This is a genomic window from Massilia scottii (assembly GCF_030846495.1).
GTDB lineage: Bacteria > Pseudomonadota > Gammaproteobacteria > Burkholderiales > Burkholderiaceae_D > Telluria_A > Telluria_A violaceinigra.
This window is the reverse complement of record NZ_JAVCWM010000011.1, coordinates 48,810-69,680: the sequence shown is the minus strand read 5'-3', so window position 1 is coordinate 69,680 and position 20,871 is coordinate 48,810. Positions and strand designations below refer to the sequence as shown.

Genomic DNA, 20,871 nt, shown 5'->3' with positions numbered 1-20,871 from the left:
GCGTGGACGACCTGCTGCTGCTGATCCACCGGATTCCCTACCCGCCCAACAAGGGCGACAAGATCCGCTCGTATCATCTGCTCAAGCACCTGGCGCGCCACTACAGGGTACACCTGGCCACGTTTGTGGACGACGCCGACGACTGGCAGCACCTGCCGCGCGTGCAAGCCCTGTGCGCGTCGAGCCATTTCGCCCGGCTCGATCCGACCATGGCGCGCGTGCGCAGCCTGGGCGCGCTGCTGGCCAACCGCTCGCTCTCGCTCGACTACTACCGCGACAAGGGTTTGCGCGGCTGGGTTGCCGGCACCATGGCGGCCAACAGGATCGACCGCATCCTGGTGTTTTCCTCGCCCATGGCGCAGTATGCCGAGCCGTATAAGAAGGCGCGCCGCGTGGTCGACTTTTGCGATGTCGATTCCGACAAATGGCGCCAGTACGCCGCGCAGAAATCCTGGCCAATGAGCATGCTGTACGCGCACGAAGCGCGCCAGTTGCTGCGCTACGAGCGCAAGGTGGCGCTTGACAGCGCGGCCGCGCTGTTCGTCTCGGCGCCGGAAGCGGCGCTGTTTCGCCAGCTCGCGCCCGAGAGCGCCGAGCGCACCGGTTTTTTCAATAACGGCGTCGATACCGACTACTTCACGCCGCACGCCGATTATCCGAACCCGTTCATCGCCGGCCAGCAGGCGCTGGTGTTTTGCGGCGCCATGGATTACTGGCCGAACGTGGACGCGGTGACCTGGTTCGCGCGCGAGATTTTCCCGGCCGTGCTGGCGCGCCATCCGGCGGCGCAATTCGTCATCGTCGGCGCGCGTCCCGCGCCCGACGTGCTGCAACTGGCCGCGCTGCCCGGCGTGTCCGTCACCGGCACCGTGCCCGATGTACGCCCGTACGTCGCGCACGCGGCCCTGTGCGTGGCACCGCTGCGCATCGCGCGCGGCATCCAGAACAAGGTGCTCGAAGCCCTGTCCATGGCGAAAACGGTGGTGGTGTCGCCGCAGGCGCTCGAAGGCATCGCCGCCGAGCCGGGACGCGACCTGCTGCTCGCCGCCGACGCGCCGCAGTTTGCCGCCGCCATCGGCCAGGCGCTGGACGCGCCACGCCCCGACATGGGCCGCGCCGCGCGCCACGTCGTCGAAACCCAGTATGGCTGGTCCAGCAACCTGGCGCCGGTTGTCTCCCTGTTAGAACAGATGTCCGTCGAAAGCGCATAGTGGAACAAGGCATTACCCTCAACCCGGCGCGCCCGGCCCAATCCTATTTTCTGCAGGCGCTCCTGATCGGCGCCGTGCTGCTGTTTCCCTTCCTCGCCTACTTCGAGACGGCGGCGTCGATCGTCAACATCTGGGACAGTTCCGGCACCTTTGCGCACGGCTATGTGATCCTGCCGATCAGCCTCTGGCTGATCTGGGGCCGGCGCGATGCGCTGCGGGCCATGCCGGTGCAGCCGTGGTGGCCCGCGCTTGTCCTGCTGGCTGGTTGCGGCGTGGCCTGGCTGCTCGGCGAAATGGGCGAAGTGCAGATCGTGCGCCACTACGCCTTTGTGGCCATGCTGCCTTTGAGCGCGCTGGCGATCCTCGGTATGCCGATCGCGCGCAGCCTGGCCTTTCCGCTGGCGTTCATGCTGTTCGCGGTGCCCTTCGGCGATGTGTTCATCGAACCGTTGATCGGCATGACCGCCAACTTCACGGTCGACGCCCTGATCGCCACCGGCATTCCGGTTTTCCGCGAAGGGAACAACTTCAGTATCCCGACCGGCAACTGGTCTGTGGTGGAAGCCTGCAGCGGCGTGCGCTACCTGATTTCGTCGGTGACGCTCGGCTGCCTGTACGCCTACCTGACCTACCGCACCACCTGGCGCCGCGCGCTGTTCATCGCCGCCTCGATCATCGTGCCGATCTTCGCCAACGGCGCGCGCGCCTACCTGATCGTGATGATCGGCCACCTGAGCGGCATGACCCTGGCGGTCGGCTTCGACCACCTGATCTACGGCTGGGTGTTCTTCGGCTTCGTGATGTTCCTGCTGTTCTGGATCGGCGCCATCTGGCGCGAAGATATCGCGCCCGCCGCCGATGCGGCAGCGGCGCCGGCCGTGCCGAATGCACCGCCGGCGCCGCTGAACAAGCTGCTGCCGGCCGCGCTGGCGGTCATCGCCTGCGTCGGCATCTGGCCCGCCTATGACTACTACCTGGAAAAGACCGAGCCGGCGCCCGCACCCGTGGTGCTCACCGAGGTAGCTACCCGTGCGCCGCGCGGCCCCGCCTTTGTCGACTGGACCCCGGCCTTCCCGACAGCGAGCGCCGAACTGCAGCAGTTCCATGCGCAGGATGGCGTTGGCGTCGGCGTCAAGCTGCTGTACTACCGCAAGCCGCCCAAAGGCACCAAGCTCATTACCACCACCAACCGCCTTTCGCCGGTTGAAGATCCGGTCTGGCGCACCATCACCACCGTCGTGCGCGACGAAGCGATCGGCGAGCGCGGCCTGCGCCTGCGCGAAAGCAGCATGTCCGGCCCGAGCGGCAAGATGCTGGTGTGGCACTGGTACTGGATCGACGGCAGCACCACCAGCAACGACTACGTCGGCAAGCTGCTGCAGATCCGCCAGAAGCTGCTGCATGCCAGCGACGACGGCGCCGCCGTGATGATTTTCGCGCCGTACGATGAGAATCCGGAGCCGGCGCGGGTGGCGATGCGCGCCTTCCTCAAAGGCGACCTGGCCGCCATCGAGGCCGCGCTGGCCGCCAACACGAGGCCCAGATGACCGCGCAGGCGAACAACACGGCACCCCTCGTCGTCCACCTGATCTACCGGCTCGATTTCGGCGGCCTGGAGACCTTGCTCGTCGAGCGCATCAACCGCATGCCGGCCGCGCACTACCGCCATGCGGTGGTGTGCCTGACCGACTACACCGCCTTCGCCGACAAGATCACCAAGCCCGGCGTGGAGCTGTTCGCCCTGCACAAGCAGCCCGGCTTGTCGCCCGGTACCCACGCGGCGCTGTGGAAGCTGCTGCGCCGCCTGCGCCCGACCATCCTGCACACTTACAATCTGTCGGCGGTCGAATACGCGCCGGCCGCCATGCTGGCCGGGGTCCCGGTGCGCATCAACGGCCTGCACGGACGCGACGCGGGCGATCCGCAAGGGCGCAACCGCAAGCACAACCTGCTGCGCCGCCTGATGCTGCCGTTTTACGACTGCTGCTACGCCAATTCGGCCGACATGCTGGCCTGGAACCGCACGGTGATCGGCGTGGCCGAGAACAAGAGCCGCTTGCTGGCCAACGGCATCGACGCCGACAAATTCAACCCGCAAGGCGGCGCGGTGCGCCAGTTCGGACCGGAGACGATCGTCATCGGCACCGTCGGCCGCATCCAGGACGTGAAGGACCATGCGACGCTCTTGCGCGCCTTTGTGCTGCTGCACGCGCGCCTGCCGCAGGTGCGCCTGGCGATTGTCGGCGGCGGCCCGCTGCTGGCGGCCCTGCAGGCCCAGGCCGGGCAGGCTGGCGTGGCACACGCCGTCTGGCTGCCCGGCGCGCGCACCGACGTTGCCGACATTTTGCGCGGCTTCGATATGTTTGCGCTGTCGTCGATTGCCGAAGGCACGCCCGGTTCGGCGCTGGAAGCGATGGCGAGCGGCCTGCCGGTGGTCGGCACCCGCGTCGGCGGCGTGCCGGAAGTGGTCGCCCATGGCGTGACGGGCGCGCTGGTTCCGCCGTCCGATCCGGCTGCCATGGCCGATGCGCTGGAGCGCTACGTGACGGACGCCGCACTGCGGCTGGAACACGGCACGGCAGGCCGCGCACGGGTCGAGCGCCACTACAACATGGCGGCCATGGTGGCCGCTTACGAATCTTTGTACGACGCCTTGTGCGAACATAAAAAACAATTCAGGAAGAGTGCGAAATCATGTGTGGAATAGTCGGCATTTTTGATACGCGCGGTGCGCGCGAGATCGACCCGGCGCTGGTCAAGCGCATGAACGAAACCCAGCACCATCGCGGTCCGGACGAAGGCGACGTGTACACCGAGCCGGGCGTCGGCTTCGGCCACCGGCGCCTGTCGGTGATCGATATCCTGAGCGGCCAGCAGCCGATGTTCAATGCCGAAGGCAATGTCGGCGTGGTCTTCAACGGCGAAATCTACAACTACCCCGAGCTGACCGAGGAACTGCAAAAACTCGGCTACGTGTTCCGCACCAAGAGCGACACCGAAACCATCGTGCACGCCTGGTCGGCCTGGGGCGAGGAGTGCGTGCAGCACTTTCGCGGCATGTTCGCCATCGCCGTGTGGGACCGCGTCAAGCAGACCATGTTCATGGCGCGCGACCGCCTCGGCGTCAAACCTTTTTACTACGCCGTGCTGCCGGACGGGATGTTCATCTTCGGTTCCGAGCTCAAGTCGCTGCGCGCCCACCCGGACCTGCCGCGTGCGATCGACCCGCGCGCCGTGGAAGACTATTTCGCCTACGGCTACGTGCCGGAACCGAAAACCATCTACAGCAGTGCCTTCAAGCTCTCGCCGGGCTTTTGCCTGACCGTGAAAATCGGCGAGCCGATTCCGCAGCCGCGCCAGTTCTGGGACGTGCCGTTCAAGCTGCACGGTGCCATGACCCAGAGCGACGCCGAGGGCGAGCTGGTGGTGCGCCTGCGCGAAGCGGTCAAGATCCGCCTCAAGGCCGAAGTGCCGCTGGGCGCCTTTTTGTCGGGCGGCGTCGATTCGAGCGCCATCGTGGCCATGATGGCCGGCCTGATGAAGGACCCGGTCAACACCTGCTCGATTGCCTTCAACGACAAGGCCTTCGACGAGTCGGAGTACGCGGAACAGGTGGCGCGCCAGTACAAGACGCACCACCACACCGAAACGGTGGACACCGACGATTACGCGCTGCTCGACACCCTGGCCGACCTGTACGACGAGCCGTATGCCGACAGCTCCGCCATTCCGACCTACCGCGTGTGCCAGCTGGCGAGGAAGCGCGTGACGGTAGCCCTGTCGGGCGACGGCGGCGACGAAAACCTGGCCGGCTACCGCCGCTACCGCTACGCCATGGCCGAGGACAGCGTGCGTTCGCGCCTGCCGACCGGCCTGCGCAAGCTGGTTTTCGGCCCGCTCGGAAAATACTATCCCAAGGCCGACTGGGCGCCGCGCATGTTCCGCGCCAAGACCACCTTCGAGGCGCTCTCGCGCGATCTGGTCGAGGGTTACTTTCATGGCGTGTCGATCATGTCCGACGCCATGCGCGCGCAGTTGTTCACGCCAGGCTTTCACAAGCAGTTGCAGGGCTACCGCGCGATCGACGTGATGCAGGGCCACGCCGCCAAATCGCCGACCGACGATCCGCTGTCGATGATCCAGTACCTCGACATGAAAACCTATCTGCCGGGCGACATTCTTACCAAGGTCGACCGCGCCAGCATGGCCCATGCGCTCGAAGTGCGCGTGCCGCTGCTGGACCACAAGCTGGTGGAATGGATTTCGGGCCTGCCGCCGGAAATGAAGCTGCGCGGCAGCGAAGGCAAGTACATCTTCAAGAAAAGCCTGGAGCAGTACCTGCCCAACGATATTTTGTACCGCAAGAAGATGGGCTTCGCGGTGCCGCTGGCGGGCTGGTTCCGCGGCCCGCTGCGCCAGCGCGTGCGCGATTCGCTGCTTGGCGAAACGCTCAAGGATACCGGCATCTTCAACATCGATTACCTGACCGAGATGGTCGAGCAGCACGAGTCGGGCCGGCGCGATTACAGCGCGCCGATCTGGACCCTGCTGATGTTTGAAGCCTTCCTGCGCAAAGAGCTGCTGGGAGCCGGGGCATGACGGTGGCGGGCGCACCGCTGCGCATTCTGCACGTGCTGGACCACTCCATTCCGCTCCACAGCGGCTACACCTTCCGCACGCGCGCGATCCTGAACGAACAGCGTGCGCTGGGCTGGGACACCTTTCACGTCACCAGCCCCAAACAGGGGATGACCCAGGCCGCCTTCGAGCACGTCGACGGCCTCGATTTCTTCCGCACGGCGGCGGCGGGCGGCCCGCTATCGCGCCTGCCGGTGTTCAACCAGATCGCCGTCATCGACGTGCTGGAAGACCGCCTGCTCAACGTCGCGCGCGAGGTCAAGCCCGACGTGCTGCACGCGCATTCGCCGGCGTTGAATGCGGTGGCGGCCCTGCGCGTGGGGCGCCGCCTCGGTATTCCGGTGGTGTATGAAATCCGCGCCTTCTGGGAAGACGCCGCGGTCGATCACGGCACCAGCCGCGAATGGGGCCTGCGCTACCGCATGACGCGCGCGCTGGAAACGTATGCGCTCAAACGCGTCGACGCCGCCACCACCATCTGCGAAGGCTTGCGCGCCGAGATCGTCGGGCGCGGTATTCCGGCCGATAAAATCACCGTGATTCCGAACGCGGTCGACGTGGCCGACTTCGGCGTCGACGGCACGCGCGACGAGACGCTGGCCTTGCGCCTGCACCTCGACGGCAAGTCGGTACTCGGCTTCATCGGCTCGTTCTACGCCTACGAGGGCCTGGACGTGCTGCTGCGCGCGCTGCCGGCGATGCTGGCGGCGAACCCCGACATCCGCGTGCTGCTGGTCGGCGGCGGCCCGCAGGATGCGGCGCTCAAGGCGCTGGCCAAGCAGCTGGGCGTGGCCGATCAGGTGGTGTTCACCGGCCGCGTGCCGCACGACCAGGTGCAGCGCTATTACAACCTGGTCGACGTGCTGGTGTATCCGCGCCTGAAGATGCGCCTGACCGACCTGGTCACGCCGCTCAAACCGCTCGAAGCGATGGCCCAGGGCCGCTTGCTGGCCGCATCCGACGTGGGCGGCCACCGCGAACTGATAGCCGACGGCCAGACCGGCATCCTGTTCGCCGCCGGCGACCCGGCCGCGCTGGCGCAGAAAGTGCTGGCCCTGCTGGGCGCGCCGGAGCGCTGGGCCGCGCTGCGCGCCAACGGCCGCGCCTTTGTGGAGCGCGAACGCACCTGGACCGCCAGCGTGGCGCGCTACAAGGCGGTGTACGGCTCGCTCAAACGCGCCGGTGACGAATGAAAATCCTGACCTTCACGACCCTGTTCCCGAACCAGGTCAGGCCGAACAACGCCATTTTTGTCGAGACGCGCCTGCGTCACCTGGTCGCCAGCGGCCAGGTGGAGGCGCGCGTGGTGGCGCCGGTGCCCTGGTTTCCGTTCACGGCCAAGCGGTTCGGCCAGTACGGCGACTTTGCGCGCGTGCCGGCCAGTGAAGAGCGCTTCGGCCTGCCGGTGCTGCACCCGCGCTATCCGGTCATCCCGAAGGTCGGCATGAACTTCGCGCCGGCGCTGCTGGCCAACGCGGCCAAGGCCACGGTGGGCCGCATGCTCGATGAAGGCTACGACTTCGACCTGATCGACGCCCACTATTTTTATCCCGATGGCGTGGCCGCGGTCAAGCTGGGCAAGCATTTCAACAAGCCGGTGGTGATCACCGCGCGCGGCTCGGACATCAGCCTGATTCCGAATTTTGCCAAACCGCGCAAGATGATCCAGTGGGCCGCCGCCAACGCCGCCGCCGTCATCACCGTGTGCGACGCGCTCAAGACGGAGCTGGTGCAGCTGGGCGCCGACCCGGCCACCATCACGCCGCTGCGCAACGGCGTCGACCTGCAGCGCTTCCATCAGGGCGACCGCGCCGGCTTGCGCCGCGAAATCGGGCTCGATGGCTTTACCCTGCTGTCGGTCGGCCACCTGGTTGAACTGAAGGGCCACGACCTGGCCATCGGCGCGCTGCCGCTGCTCCCCGGCGTGACCTTGCTGATCGCCGGCAGCGGCGTCGAACTGCCACGCCTGCAGGCACTGGCGCGCGAATTGAAGGTGGAGGAGCGCGTGCGCTTCCTGGGCGCCGTGCCGCAGCCCGAGCTGCCGCGCTACTACGGCGCGGCCGACGCGCTGGTGCTGGCGTCGAGCCGCGAAGGCTGGGCCAATGTGCTGCTCGAATCGATGGCTTGCGGCACACCCGTGGTGGCCAGCCGCGTGTGGGGTACGCCGGAAGTGGTGGCCGCGCCGGCCGCCGGTGTGCTGATGCGGGAGCGCAGCCGCCAGGGCGTGGCCGATGCCGTGCAGGCGCTGCGCGCCGACTACCCCGCGCATGACGACACGCGCCGCTACGCCGAGCAGTTCAGCTGGGACAGCACCACCGCCGGCCAGCTGCGCCTCTTTAACGCGATTGTGCGGAAATAGCCATGCCTCACGCATCCACGCCGCTGGTGTCGGTCGTCATCCCGTGCTACAACGCGCAGCGCTACATCGGCGCGACCATCGCCTCGGTGCTGGCGCAAAAGGACGTTACGCTGGAGATCATCGTGGTCGACGACGGCTCGCGCGACGGCTCGGTGGCACTGGTGCGCACGGGTTTCCCGGCGGTGCGCGTCATCGAACAGGCCAACGCCGGCGTGGCGGCCGCGCGCAATGCCGGCATCGCCGCCGCGCGCGGCGAGTGGATCGCCTTTATCGACGCCGACGACATCTGGCTGCCCGGTAAGCTGGCGGCCCAGCTGGCGCAGATCGCGGCGCTGCCCGACTGCCGCATGAGCTACACCGCCTGGAAGGTGTGGCCGAGCGACGTGCCGCAGCCGCCGCCCGACTACCTGGCGCGCCTGCAGGACGAGGCGATGGATAGCGCGCGCTGGGCCGGCGCGACCGGCTGGATCTATCCGCAGCTGCTGCTCGACTGCGTGGTGTGGACCTCCACGGTGCTGATGCAGCGCACGCTGCTGGCGGAATTGAACGGCTTCGACACCACCTTGCGTCTCGGCGAAGACTACGACCTGTGGCTGCGCGCCTCGCGCGTGACGCCGATTGACCGCGTGGCGCGGCCCTACGCCCTGTACCGCATTCACCCGGCCAGCATCACCAGGGCCACGCCCGCCGAAAACTACCGCGCGCGCGTGATCGGCCAGGCGCTGGGCCGCTGGGGCCTGGCTTCGCCCGACGGGCGCATCGGCGACGCGCAAGCGGTGCGGCGCATGCTCGCCAAAAGCTGGAGCGACTTCGCCGGGGCCCACCTGCAAGCGCGCAACCTGGGCCAGGCGCGGCGCGCCGGCTGGACCGCGCTGCGCACCGACCCCACTCACGTCCCGGCGTGGAAAGTGCTGGTCAAGACTGGCCTCAAGGCGCTGTCGCCATCAAAGGAAAAATCATGAGCCTGAACATAGGACTGGTAGCACGCTGCCTCAATACCGAACACATTCGCGGCATGGGCAAGTACGTGTACGAGCTGCTGAGCCACTCGAAGAACCATCCCGAGATGCACTGGCGCCTGTTCGGCGACGACGACCGCCATGGCATGGTCACGCCGCCCGGCGCCAACCTGGAAACCGACGTGTTCACCTTCCGCGGCGACCGTTTCCGCGCATGGGAGCAGGTCGGCCTGCCGCTGCGCCTGCGCAAACTCGATATCGACCTGCTGCACGCGACCGAAGGCGCCTTGTCGCTGTGGCAGCCGAAACCCACGGTGGTGACCTTGCACGATACGCTGGCCTGGGAAGAACGCCCCGATACGCTGGGCGCGCGCCTGTACTGGGACCACACGATTCCGGCCGCCCTGAAAAAGTGCGCGCACGTCATCACCATCAGCGAATGCTCGCGCACCGACATCCTGGCGCGCTGGCCGTGGCTGGAGCCGAAGCTGACGGTGATCCCGCACGGGATCGACGAAGCCTATTTTACGAATGAGCAGAGTGCGATGCACGCGGAATTGGCACGCCAGATCGGCAGCGCACCCTACGCCGTCTACCTGGGCGGCCCGATGAAGCGCAAGCGCCCCGAGTGGGCGATGGAAGTGATCGCCGCCAGCCGCCAGAAGGACCTGAAACTGGTCATCTGCGGTTTTGGGGCCGCCGCCCGCCGCACCGCCATGGCCGACCTGCCGCCGCATCTGCAGGGCCGCGTGCTGTTCGCCGAATTTTTGTCCGACGCCGAACTGCGCGCCCTGTACCGGGGCGCCCAGGCGGTGCTGTACCCGACCCTGTACGAAGGCTTCGGCTTTCCCGCGCTGGAAGCGCAGGCGGCCGGCGTGCCGGTCATCTTCAGCGCGCTGGGCAGCCTCAAGGAATTGATTGGACCGCTGGCCATGGTGGTGCCGCCGCACGACCTTGACGCCTGGGTGTCGGCGCTGGAGCGTGCCGGAAGCCTGGGCGAGCAGCGCGCACCGATGGTCGCCGCGGCAGCCGGGTGGGTGCGCAAGTTCGCCTGGTCCGAGAGCTTCGCCAGCCACCTGGCCGTATACCGCAAAGTGCGCGGCTGAACGATGAAGAAAGTGCTGGTCATCGCCTATTTGTATCCGCCGATTTTCAATTCGGGGACGCGCCGCAGCCTGGAGTTCGTCAATCACTTGCCGGACCATGGCTGGACGCCGACCGTGCTGACGGTCGACAGCCCGGACCCGAAGGATTGCGATGCCTCGCTGCTGGATGAAGTGCGCCCCGGCACCCGCATCGAGCGCGCGCCCTTGTGGACCCGCCACATGGCGCCCAGGATCGCGGCAAAATTCGCCAGCGTGATCGACCCGCAGCGGCTGGCCGGCGCCATCGAATGGCGCGTGCGCCGTTTCTGGAATGTGCCGGACGAATGCGCCAGCTGGATTCCCATGGCGGTCGAGCATGCCGTGCAGCTTCATGCGGCGCAACCCTTTGACGCCATTTACGCCACCGGCTGGCCGTGGTCTTCTTTCCTGGTCGCCGAAAAGCTCAGCCGGCGCATCGGCGTGCCGTTCGTGATCGATTATCGCGACCTGTGGAAGCCGGCCGAAGTGGAGTGGGACAAGTCCACCTGGCTGCAGCGGCGCCTGAACCCCGGCCTGGAGCGGCGCGTGCTGCGCGCGGCGTCCGGGGTGATCGCCACCACCGAATCGTTCCTTGGCCTGCTGCCGCAGGAGCTGCTGCCGAAGAACCGCTTTTTTATTACCAACGGCTTCGATGAAGACGACTTCCCGGCCGCCGCGCCGGCGCCTGCCAACGATCAGGTACGCATCGTCTACACCGGCGTATGGCGGCCCGGCTACGGCCCGGACGACCTGTACGCGGCGGTGCGGCTGCTCAAGGAGCGTGGACTGCCATCGCTGGCGCGCCTCGTCATCGTGGTGGCCGGCTACGCGCCGGGCCCCGCGCGCGAGTACGGCATCGACGACATCGTCGAGGAGCGCGGGCGCGTGCAGCACGCCGAAGCGACCGCGCTGATGTCGGGCGCCAGCGCCCTGTACCTGCCGGTCTCGAAAGGCGTCTACGAGCACGCCAGCATGCCCGGAAAGCTGTTCGAATACCTGGGCAGCGGCCGCCCGATCCTGGCCTCGGCGCAGCCGGTCAGCGAAGTGGCCAAGACGCTCACCCAGGTCGGCGGCGCATGCCGTGCCGACCCTGGCGAGGTGGCGGCGCTGGCGGACATTCTGGCCCGCCTGTGCGAGAGCGGCCCGGCGTCGATTTTTTCGCCGCGCATTCCCAGCGAGCTGGCCATGTACACGCGCGCGAACCTGACTGGCAAACTGGCGCTCGCCCTCGACGCGATCGTGCAGCACCCACGGAGCGCCGCATGAGCACCGTGCGGCGCGCGATGGCGTTTTCCTTCCTGGAGAGTTATCTCGGCATTGCCCTGAACCTGGTTTCCTTCGTGCTGCTGGCGCGCCTGCTCACGCCCAAGCAGGTCGGCCTGTTTTCGGTTGCGCTGGCGATCATCAGCGTCACCCAGGTGATCCGTGATTTCGGTCTCGTGAATTTTTTGATCCAGAAGAAGGAGCTGACGAGCGAGTACATCGCCAGCGCCTGGGGCCTGGCCCTGATCCTGGGCACCAGCCTGTTTTTGCTCATTCAACTGTGCGCGCCGCTGATCGGCGCCTTCTATCATGAAGAGAGCCTGACCACCATCGCCCGCATCGTGGCGCTCAACTTCCTGATCCTGCCGTTCAATTCGGTGTGCCTGGCCCTGCTGCGCAGGGAACTCAATTTCAAGACCGTGATGCGGATTAACCTGTCGGGGGCCGTGCTCTCGACCATTGCCACCTTGCTGATGGCGTGGCAGGGTGCCGGCGCGTATGCGCTCGCCTTCGGCGCCGTATTGAACAACGCGATCATCGCGGCCGGCATCTGGCATGTTGGCGCGGCCGCGCGCCTGCTGCGTCCCGCGCTGACCAAGTGGCGCGAGATCATGAAGTTCGGCGGGCCGCTCACGGTCGCCAACGTGATCACCTCGATCACGATGGATATCAACGATCTGGCGGTCGGCAAGATCATGGGCTTTTCGGCAGTAGCCATTGCCAGCCGCGCGCAGGGCTTGATGAACCTGTTCCACCGCGACTTCATGGGCGCGGTGCGCAATGTGGCCTATCCGGCGTTCTCGAAAGCGGTGCGCAACGGCGATGCGCTCGAAGAAAAATACGTCGCCAGCGTCACCAACGTGACCGCCATCGCGTGGACCTTTTACGGCTTTGCGGCGCTGTTCCCGCTCGAAGTGCTGCGCCTGATGTTCGGACCGCAGTGGGACCAGTCGGCACCGCTGGTGCCGTTTTTCTGCCTGGCCGGCGCCGCCAGCGCCATGATCAACCTGACGCCGACGGTGCTGCTGGCGGCCGGCCACTCGAAACTGGTGGCCACGGCCGAACTGGTGATCCAGCCGGTCAAGGCCATCGCCCTGTGCCTCGTGGTCTTCTATTACCGCAACCTGCAGTATTTCGCGATCGGCTTCATGGTCATGGCCGTGGTCAGCGTGCCGTACTGGTATGCGCTCAAGCAGCGCCGCCTGCCGACCGACTTTGGCGCGCTGCTGCGCAACGTGGGCATGAACCTGATGCTCGCCGTCCTCAGTCTCGCACCGGCGCTGGCGCTGACCGTCTGGCTGCGTCCCGCCGGCCAGGCGCTCGGACACGCGGCCTTCTTTGCCTGCGCCGGCGCCACCTGCTTGGCCTGGCCGCTGCTGCTGTGGGCCTTTCGCCATCCGCTGTACCGCGAGTTCCTGGCCATCGTCCAGGCGCGCCGCGCGCCGGCCGGCGCATGAGCGCGCAAGCTGCCCACCCGGCCTACGTGCCCGCGCTGGACGGCTGGCGCGGCATGGCCATCGGCCTGCTGCTGGTCGGGCACTTCATGCCGCTGCCGGGGATTAACCTGGGGCGGGTCGGCGTGAGCCTGTTTTTCGTGCTGTCCGGGATGCTGATGGCACGCCTGTTGTTTATCGACAAGGTGGCAATCGGCCATTTTTACCGGCGCCGTATCTCGCGCATTATTCCTGCCCACCTGGTGTTTATTATCCTCACCTCGCTCGCCTGGGTGGCGCTCGGCTTGCCGATCACGTTGTCAGAGATATTACCACCGTTGTTTTTCTTTAATAATTACGTATTAAGCAGCGCGCTCCAATTCGGCCATATCTGGTCCTTGTCGGTGGAAGAACACAGTTATATCGCCCTGTCGCTGGTGGCGATTGCGGTGCGCGCCTGGCGCCGCACGCCATCGGCGATTCTCCTGGTGCTGGCGGCGGCATGCGCGGCGATGATTATCTGGTATCAGCGCGCTTATCCGCCCGGGCCGGAACTGTATGCGCACATGCTGCATACCGAAACGGCGGCCTATGGCATTGTGCTGTCGGCATTCTTTTGCGTACTGTTTCACCGGCGCGGCGTGCCGCGCACGAATAGCGTGATGGTTCCCCTGCTGCTCGGCGGCGGCGTGGTGCTGCACTGGTGGTCGGTGCCGCCCGCGATTGCCCAGGTCGCCGGGGTGGCCGCGTTCGCGCTGGCGGTCAACCTGCTGCCGCGCGCGGCCGCGCCGCTGCAGGCGCTGTTTTCGCTGCGTCCCCTGCGCCAGCTGGGTTTGTGGTCGTTTTCGCTGTACCTGTGGCAGCAGCCGTTCTATGCGGCCTGCCTGAAAAAAGCACTGCCGCTGCCGCTCGCGCTGGCGGGCGCGGCGGCGCTCGGGATCGCCTCCTATTACCTGATCGAGGGCCCCGCGCGCCGCTACCTGAACGCGCGCTGGTCGCCCGCCCGGGCCGCGTGATATTAATATTTTATAAATACCGACAGCGCCTGTTAATATGCCGCCGGTCCGCCTGATAATGCCGGACCGCTTATCAAGTTAACCCGCAGGTAATATTGAGCAGAGTTTCATAGTTATTCCTTCTAGGTAATGAAATACTCATTGCCATTTAATCATCCCACGAAAATATATATTGATAATTGGCGTTTTGTTTGTGAACGGTCATTTCGTGTTCAACAAATATGCAGGTAGAATGTCGTTTCCATGCCGCAACAAACGATATCATCGCCGCGCTATTGGGGTTGTTTAAAAAACGAGCGACGCCGCGTTAATAGCTATTTATTCATTGTTATTACGAAGAAACCATTATGACCGATCTGCAACGCCGTATTTTTCTCCGACGCTCAACAATGCTGGTCGCTTCCGGCGCGCTTACCGCTTGCGGTGGCGGCGGTGGCGGCGGCAATGGCGCCGCAGCCGCGCCTACCTCGACCGCCGCCAGCGGCGTGCAGACGCCGTCGTCCGGCCCGTTCGACCCCGGTACCCCGGCCGTGCCGGAACCGGGCGCGCCGATTCCGAATGCGCGCTTTAGCGTCATCAGCACCACCGGCCAGACGTCCGTGCCGTTCTGCCTGGGCTTTGCGTTCCGCCGCGGCGACCTGCCGGCTAGCCGCTCGATCGGCTCGGACAAGGGCGCCTTGCAGATCAACGTCAAGAACCTGTGGCCGGACGGTTCGGTCAAGTTCGCGCTGCTGTCGGGCCAGGCCAGCCTGCCCACGGCGGCCGGCACCACCATCAACCTTGGCGTAGTCACTTCCAGCGCGGGCGACGCCGCGATCGACACGGCGCGCCTGCGCAACAGCGGCGCGGTCGCCGAAGTGGGCTGCGGCGCGTTCGGCACCGCCAGCTGGCAGGGCGCCGACTGGGACAGCCCGTTCAAGGTCTGGGTCAGCGGTCCGCTGATGTCGTCCTGGATCTACCGCAAGCCGGTCGGCAGCGACCCGCACCTGGTGGCCTGGCTGGAAGTGCGCATGTGGGCCAGCGGCGCGCTCGAAGTGCTGCCGTGGATCGAGAACGGCTACCTGCGCGTGGCCGCGCCATCGAACAAGGCCGCCACTTACACCTTCTCCCTCAATGGCAGTGCGCGCATGTCGGCCGCCATCGACCTCAAACACCACCAGCGCACCCCGCTGATCAGCGGCAGCGCCCTGTCGTACTGGGGCGGCGCCGATCCTGGCGTGGTACCGCGCCAGGACGCGGCCTATCTGCAGGCGAGCGAACTGGTGCCCTCGTACCAGGCGCGCCTCACCGCCGAATCGACCGCCGTCAAGGCGCTGGTATCGAGCTACACGCCGCTCCAGGCGGGCAATTTCATCTACGACGGCGACAGCATGGCGTCGTCCGGCTATCAGGACCCGATCGGCCTCTTGCCGCAGCACGATGTGCTGTTCCTGGTGGCCGACGTGCCGGCCACCTACGCGGCGGTGGTGCGCAATGGTTTTTCGGCCGGGCGCTATGGCCTGCACTACCGCGACGAGAGCACCAACCGTCCGCTGCGCTTTTCCAGCTACCCGACCCTCAACATCCGCAGCGGCCATGGCTTCAAGGATACCGGCGGCTCCACCAACGCCCAGTACACCCCGGTGGCCACCGGCGGCAATCCGCCGACCTGGGATGTGGCGCACAGCCCCTCGGTCGGTTTTGCCGCCTACCTGGTCACGGGCCGTTTCTACTTCATGGAACAGGTGCAGTTCGCCGCCACCGCCAACTACCTTGGCAATGGCGACAACGCCGCGCTGCGCACAGGCAGCAAGGGCCTGGTGCAGACCGCCGTCGCCGCCTGGCAGACCCGCAGCTGCGCGTGGGACTGGCGCGCGCGCGTGCAGGCCCTGTGCGTCACGCCCGATGACGACAGCGCCCTGCGCGCCGAATTCATCGCCTCGGTCGAAGCCAATATCGAGCACTTCCACGGGCGCTACGTGGCCCAGCCGAACAACCCGTTCGGCTGGATCAAGCCGGGCGAAGGCTACGACGGCACCATCCGCGTGGCCTCGCCATGGCAGCAGGATTTCGTCACCGCGGCCTTCGGCTATTCGGTTTCGCTGGGTTTGCCGATTTCGGCCGCCGCCAGCACCAAGCTGGGCGCCTTCTTTGCCTGGAAGGCGCGCAGCGCGGTCGGCCGGCTCGGCACCAAGGACGGCTTCTGGTACGTCAATGCGGTACCGTACACCATGGTCATTTCGCCGGTCGCCAAGCCCGATTACGATACCGGCGCCGGTCCCTGGTACAGCTCCGAGGCCGAGGTGTACAGCGCAACCTATGCCAAGCCGCCAGTCTGGCTGGGCAAGGTCGAAGGCACCCTGGCCGGCGAATACATGCCGGGCGAGCGCGCCTTGTGGGGCAACCTGGTGCCGGCGATTGCCTACGCGGTGCGCCACGGCGTGCCGGGCGCGCGCGAAGCCTACGAGCGCATGACGCGCGCCACCAACTGGGGCACCTTGCGCGCCGCGTTCGACACCAAGCCGGTATGGGGCGTGAAACCGGCGTACTACACGCCGGTCCAGCCGCTGCCGGTGCCAAGCACGCCGCAGGCGGGCGATCCGATCTGGTTCTCCGGCAAGGGGCTGGGCGAGTGGATCGAAATCGCCGGCACCGCGGGCGCGGGCGGGGCGGCGGCGCATGCCTACAGCGGCATCGCCTTCAATGAACGCACCAACGAGATTCTGATCGCCGGCGCCGGCGGCCACCTCGACTCGGCCGACAACCGGGTGGTGTCGCTGCGCCTGACCGACAATGCGCCGGTGTGGCAGCTGCGCCACGGCCAGTCCTCGGTCACCGCGATCGACGTGGCTTACTACGCCGACGGCAAACCGACCTCGCGCCACCTGTACAGCACCGTGCATTTCGTGCCGCAGCTGAACCGCCTGATGATGTTCGGGGTGCGCGGCGCTTACGGCAATGCGCACTTCTTCAACAAGGTCGACGGTTTCGACCTGGGGACCAACAGCTGGGATCCCGCCGGCACCTGGGCCGACGCGCCGGCCGGCCACCTTGGCGCGGTATCGATCCGCGCCACGGGCGACACCTGGAGCACGGGCCTGGCGCGCTTTTCGGCCGCCACCCGTACCTGGAGCCAGCCGATCACGCAGCGCAGCAACGACACCATCCGCTGGCCGATCGCGCACGATTCGCTGCGCAACCAGCTGTTTTCGCTGAACTGGGCCGACGGCATGGGTTACGGGACGCTCGGCGTGTTCGCGTCGCGCGTGCCGGTCGATGGCTCGGTGCAGATCTCGGTGAGCTTCAATCCGAGTGCGGCGCTGGAGAGCTTCAAGGCCGACAAGCCGACCTACGCCGGCATGGACTACGACCCGGCCAACGACCGCTTCCTGTTCTACTGCGGCCAGGGCGCGGGTGCGGGACGCATCTACGTGATCAAGCCGAATGGGGGCAACACCTGGGATATGAGCATGTTCGAGCTGGCCAGTCCCACCATGCCGCCCGCGACCACGGGGGCCGGGGTGCATAACCGCTTCCGCTACGTGCCGGCGCTGCGCGGTTTCATGCTGATGCCGAACGGGAAGACGCACAACATCTTCTTCATCCGCACCTCGGCATAAAGCCTGTCAGATCAGCCGGCCGGCCACGCCCCGCGCGGCGCGGCCGGCCGCTTCGCGCGCCAGTCCGGTGAGTCCGCGCAGCGATGTGGGGTTGTACGCCACCAGGCCCCAGCGCTCGCGCCGGTGGCTCATCCACGTCTTCTTGTAAGCGTCGTCGCCGCTCAGGTAATCGACTTCGTTCACCTTGTCCTTGTCGATCGTGTGCTCCATCAGCATGGCCGTGATCAGGGTCCCCGGCGAATAGCCCTTGAAGCGCTCGTCGTAGGCCAGCTTGTAGATTTCGGCCCGTCCGTGCGAGACGATCCACAGCTGCGCGGCCACCGGCTCGCCACCCAGCCACGCCAGGCCAAGGCGCAGGAAGCCCTTGGCCGCGTAGGCCTGCATCAGGCCTGGCGTGAACGCCGGGAAGGGTTCGGGCTTTTTCCAGCTGGCCGCATACACCTTCTCGTACGCGGCAATCGCCACCGGCAGCTCCTTGGGATTGGTGACGATCTCCAGGGTGCCGCCATCGCCGGCGAACTTCTTGCGCATCCGGCGGATGGTGTTTTGCAGCGGACCGCTGCGCGCCGCCAGATAGGTCGGCCAGTCGAAGCTCACCGGCTGGTACCAGTTCCCGAAGGTGAAATACTCGAACGCGATCCAGCCCTTGATCCGCATCGCGCCCAGCAAGGTCTGGTACGAATGCGAGGCCGTGTCCATCGGCGCCAGGGTCAGCGACGCCAGGCCGGGAAACTCGGTTTGAATGGCCGACAGCACGGCCACCATCTCGCGCGATTTGAGGCCCGGTTCGAGCACCGGCTCGTACAGGCTGGTATAGAAATTCGACAGCGAATTGAGTTGCCAGCTGCCGCCGGCTTTTTCGGCGCGCAGCGGCAGCACCGCCATCAGTTGCTGGCCGTGGCGCAGCACGTAGAAGCGCAGGCCGGGATTTTTCGGATACACCGTTTCGACCAGGTTGCGGTACCACGCCAGGCCGCAGGCCACGTTGTGCTTTTCGGCCTTGGTCATGAAGGTCTGCACGTCGGCGGGAAGGGCGTCGGGATGGTCGAACGCCTCCACCAGCAAACCGTCGGGGCTCTGCGGATTGCTGCGCCAGGCGCGCAGCGATACCGTCAGCGCTTCGGCCACGTTCCAGCGGTACAGCGTGCGGTGCTGGATCCAGCGCTGGGCGGTGGCCCATTCGAGCTGGTTCTGGTCGGCGTCGGTATAGAACTCGATGGCGCCGCCCGGATCGGCCGCGAAGGCTTGTTCGATCACGTCGCGCAGCAGCAGGCGCCCCGGCGAATAGTCGGCGAAGCTTTCGTCGTAGCTGGTCTTGAGGATCACGTACACGCCGTTCCGGCGCAGGATCAGGCGCGAGGCCGCCAGCGTGTCGCCGAACCACAGTTCGGAGACGAAGGCGTGGCCATCAAGCGCGGCGCGCTGCATCAGGTCGCGGTAGAACTGGTGCTGGGCCGGGGTGGAGCCGACCGCCGTGCCGTTGCGGCCCTTCCAGCCGGCGCCCTCCAGCGCGGCGTAGCGGTCGACCGCCGCGACGATCTCGCCAGCCTCGCCGATGTGCACGCGGCGCTGTTCGATGCCGTTCTCAAACAGGCGCTTGTCGCGCTTTTTGATATTGCTTTGCAGTTGCTTGGAGCGCGACGACCAGTAGCCGGCGAAGCTGCCCGCCAGATCGATCTTCATCGTCAGCGCATGATTGAGCAAATGGCGGCGCGGCGCGGCGCCCGACAGCACGGCGCCCACGGCCGGGTCGTTGCACAGCAGGTCGAGCTGGATCGCCATGCCGGGCAGGCTGCTCAATAATGAGGACAGCAGCGCGCCATCGGCCACCAGGGTGGCGGCGATCTGCGCCTGCGGCGGCAGGAAGCTGGCCCACACCAGCGGATTGCGGCGTTTGAGCACGCACATCGCCTCGGTCACGCCGTCGCGCCGGTACACGCACAGGTGCTCGCCGCCGTCGCCGAAGTGCTGCAGCAGGCCGTCGATGAACAGGGTGGTGAGGAGAGGATGGTCGCCGAACAGGCGCCGGTTCAACTGGTCCCAGGCCGCGCCGTGCGCGCCGAGGGAGCGCTGCAGCGGCACGCTGGTCCAGCCGCTCATGCCAGCGCTTTCGCCACCAGCGCCGTCATCCAGGCCATCTGCTGCGAGGTCAAGCCCTGGTGGCAGGGCAGGTGCAGCAGGTGCAGGCGGTAGTTGCGCGCCACCGTGCAGCTCGATACCGCCATGTCGTCCCAGCGGAAGATCGGCATGCCGGCCTGCTTCAACTGATAGAACACCGGGTCCGGTTCGGCGATCGTGATCGGGAACATGTACGGCGCGCAGTCGTCCGGCAGGTCGTGCATGAGGGCCTGGCCGCCGCGCGCGCCGGCCACCGCTTCGAGCCACTGGCGGTAATGCTGGCGGCGCTGTTCGACCAGGGGCGCGAGCAGCGTGCGCCGCATGACCCAGCGCGACAGGGCCAGGCTGTTCTTGTTTTCCATGGCGCGCTCGTACAGGGGCGATGGCTGGTCGTGGCGCTCGGTGATGTCCTGGCCGCGCAGCGCGGGCTCGCGCGGCACCGCCTCGGTGGCGTCGACGCGCGCGGCGCGGTTGCGCGACCACGCCGACTTGAAAGCCTTCGCTTCGCGCAGCAGGCCGGGACGGGCCGGTGGCGTGATCGGAAACAGCGCCGGGTTGGCCCACAACACGCCGCCATCCTCGCAGCCGAAAAATTTGTACGGGCTGGCCATCAGCACGTGGTCGGCATTCGCTTGCGCGCCCTGGGCGCGCTTGGCCGCCACCTGCCAGGCGTGCGAGCAGTCTTCGATGAACATCAGGCCGTGGTGGCGGCACACGGCCATCACGGCCGCCAGCAGCGCGGGCGGCTGCTCGAAGCCGAAGTAGTGCGGCAGCACCAGCGCCTTGATGCCGTGGTCGCGCGGCGCCAGCAGGGCGCGAATGCTGTCCACGCGCGGCGTCAGGTCGCTGTCGACTTCATAGAACAGCACCGTGCCGCCCAGCGCCAGCGCCGGGTCGATCATGGTGCGGCAGTGGTAGGACGGGGCCAGGAGCGCGGTACCCGGGCCGATGCCGGCCGCCAGGTAGGCCGCGTGCATGGCGTAACGGCCGCGCGCGAAGTGGCGCACGGCGGTGCCGTCGATCAGGGCGGGAGCGACCGTGCCGCTCCCGCCGAAACTCAGGTCGGCCCAGCGCAGGCTGGGGAACAGGGGAGCGCGCGGACGGGGGAATTCACATGCAACGGCGTCGAAACGCTGGTATTCGGGCATCGG

Annotated in this window: 14 protein-coding genes; 12 read left to right on the top strand and 2 right to left on the bottom strand. The window is 66.8% G+C overall.

Annotated elements, in window-relative coordinates; genetic code table 11:
• Positions 1 to 2 precede the first annotated feature (2 nt).
• The 12 genes from RBA41_RS16935 to RBA41_RS16880 all read left to right on the top strand — a co-directional run bounded on the left by RBA41_RS16935 (position 3) and on the right by RBA41_RS16880 (position 17,602).
• Positions 3 to 1,211: a TIGR03087 family PEP-CTERM/XrtA system glycosyltransferase gene (locus tag RBA41_RS16935; protein WP_306625295.1), complete on the top strand. Its 1,209-nt coding sequence runs from the start codon at positions 3 to 5 to the stop codon at positions 1,209 to 1,211.
• On the top strand, positions 1,211 to 2,758 hold the full coding sequence (gene xrtA, locus RBA41_RS16930) for an exosortase A (RefSeq protein WP_306625293.1): 1,548 nt from the start codon (positions 1,211 to 1,213) through the stop codon (positions 2,756 to 2,758). The genes RBA41_RS16935 and xrtA overlap by 1 nt, the downstream gene beginning before the upstream one ends.
• Complete coding sequence (locus RBA41_RS16925; protein WP_306625292.1) at positions 2,755 to 3,918, top strand: TIGR03088 family PEP-CTERM/XrtA system glycosyltransferase; 1,164 nt, start codon at positions 2,755 to 2,757, stop codon at positions 3,916 to 3,918. The genes xrtA and RBA41_RS16925 overlap by 4 nt, the downstream gene beginning before the upstream one ends.
• Positions 3,906 to 5,810, top strand: a complete 1,905-nt coding sequence (locus RBA41_RS16920) for an XrtA/PEP-CTERM system amidotransferase (RefSeq protein ID WP_306625291.1) — start codon at positions 3,906 to 3,908, stop codon at positions 5,808 to 5,810. Before RBA41_RS16925 ends, RBA41_RS16920 begins: the two co-directional genes overlap by 13 nt.
• A 17-nt stretch (positions 5,811 to 5,827) precedes the next feature.
• Positions 5,828 to 7,042 (top strand): TIGR04063 family PEP-CTERM/XrtA system glycosyltransferase, encoded by a 1,215-nt coding sequence (locus RBA41_RS16915; RefSeq protein ID WP_306625460.1) that lies wholly within the window; start codon positions 5,828 to 5,830, stop codon positions 7,040 to 7,042.
• The gene (locus tag RBA41_RS16910) at positions 7,039 to 8,208 is read left to right on the top strand and encodes a glycosyltransferase family 4 protein (protein WP_306625289.1); all 1,170 of its coding nucleotides are present in this window, start codon (positions 7,039 to 7,041) and stop codon (positions 8,206 to 8,208) included. The genes RBA41_RS16915 and RBA41_RS16910 overlap by 4 nt, the downstream gene beginning before the upstream one ends.
• 2 nt (positions 8,209 to 8,210) lie before the next feature.
• Positions 8,211 to 9,170 (top strand): glycosyltransferase family 2 protein, encoded by a 960-nt coding sequence (locus RBA41_RS16905; RefSeq protein WP_306625287.1) that lies wholly within the window; start codon positions 8,211 to 8,213, stop codon positions 9,168 to 9,170.
• On the top strand, positions 9,167 to 10,273 hold the full coding sequence (locus tag RBA41_RS16900; protein ID WP_306625286.1) for a glycosyltransferase family 4 protein: 1,107 nt from the start codon (positions 9,167 to 9,169) through the stop codon (positions 10,271 to 10,273). The genes RBA41_RS16905 and RBA41_RS16900 overlap by 4 nt, the downstream gene beginning before the upstream one ends.
• Before the next feature lie 3 nt (positions 10,274 to 10,276).
• The gene (locus RBA41_RS16895; protein WP_306625284.1) at positions 10,277 to 11,557 is read left to right on the top strand and encodes a glycosyltransferase; all 1,281 of its coding nucleotides are present in this window, start codon (positions 10,277 to 10,279) and stop codon (positions 11,555 to 11,557) included.
• Positions 11,554 to 13,011, top strand: a complete 1,458-nt coding sequence (locus tag RBA41_RS16890; RefSeq protein ID WP_306625283.1) for a lipopolysaccharide biosynthesis protein — start codon at positions 11,554 to 11,556, stop codon at positions 13,009 to 13,011. Before RBA41_RS16895 ends, RBA41_RS16890 begins: the two co-directional genes overlap by 4 nt.
• Complete coding sequence (locus RBA41_RS16885) at positions 13,008 to 14,003, top strand: acyltransferase family protein (protein ID WP_306625281.1); 996 nt, start codon at positions 13,008 to 13,010, stop codon at positions 14,001 to 14,003. The genes RBA41_RS16890 and RBA41_RS16885 overlap by 4 nt, the downstream gene beginning before the upstream one ends.
• Before the next feature lie 347 nt (positions 14,004 to 14,350).
• On the top strand, positions 14,351 to 17,602 hold the full coding sequence (locus RBA41_RS16880) for a hypothetical protein (RefSeq protein WP_306625279.1): 3,252 nt from the start codon (positions 14,351 to 14,353) through the stop codon (positions 17,600 to 17,602).
• 6 nt (positions 17,603 to 17,608) lie between these two features.
• Here RBA41_RS16880 and RBA41_RS16875 read toward each other — a convergent pair whose 3' ends face one another.
• Both RBA41_RS16875 and RBA41_RS16870 read right to left on the bottom strand, forming a co-directional pair.
• Positions 17,609 to 19,702 (bottom strand): GNAT family N-acetyltransferase, encoded by a 2,094-nt coding sequence (locus RBA41_RS16875; protein WP_306625277.1) that lies wholly within the window; start codon positions 19,700 to 19,702, stop codon positions 17,609 to 17,611.
• The gene (locus RBA41_RS16870) at positions 19,699 to 20,868 is read right to left on the bottom strand and encodes a DegT/DnrJ/EryC1/StrS family aminotransferase (RefSeq protein ID WP_306625276.1); all 1,170 of its coding nucleotides are present in this window, start codon (positions 20,866 to 20,868) and stop codon (positions 19,699 to 19,701) included. Before RBA41_RS16870 ends, RBA41_RS16875 begins: the two co-directional genes overlap by 4 nt.
• Positions 20,869 to 20,871: the final 3 nt, after the last annotated feature.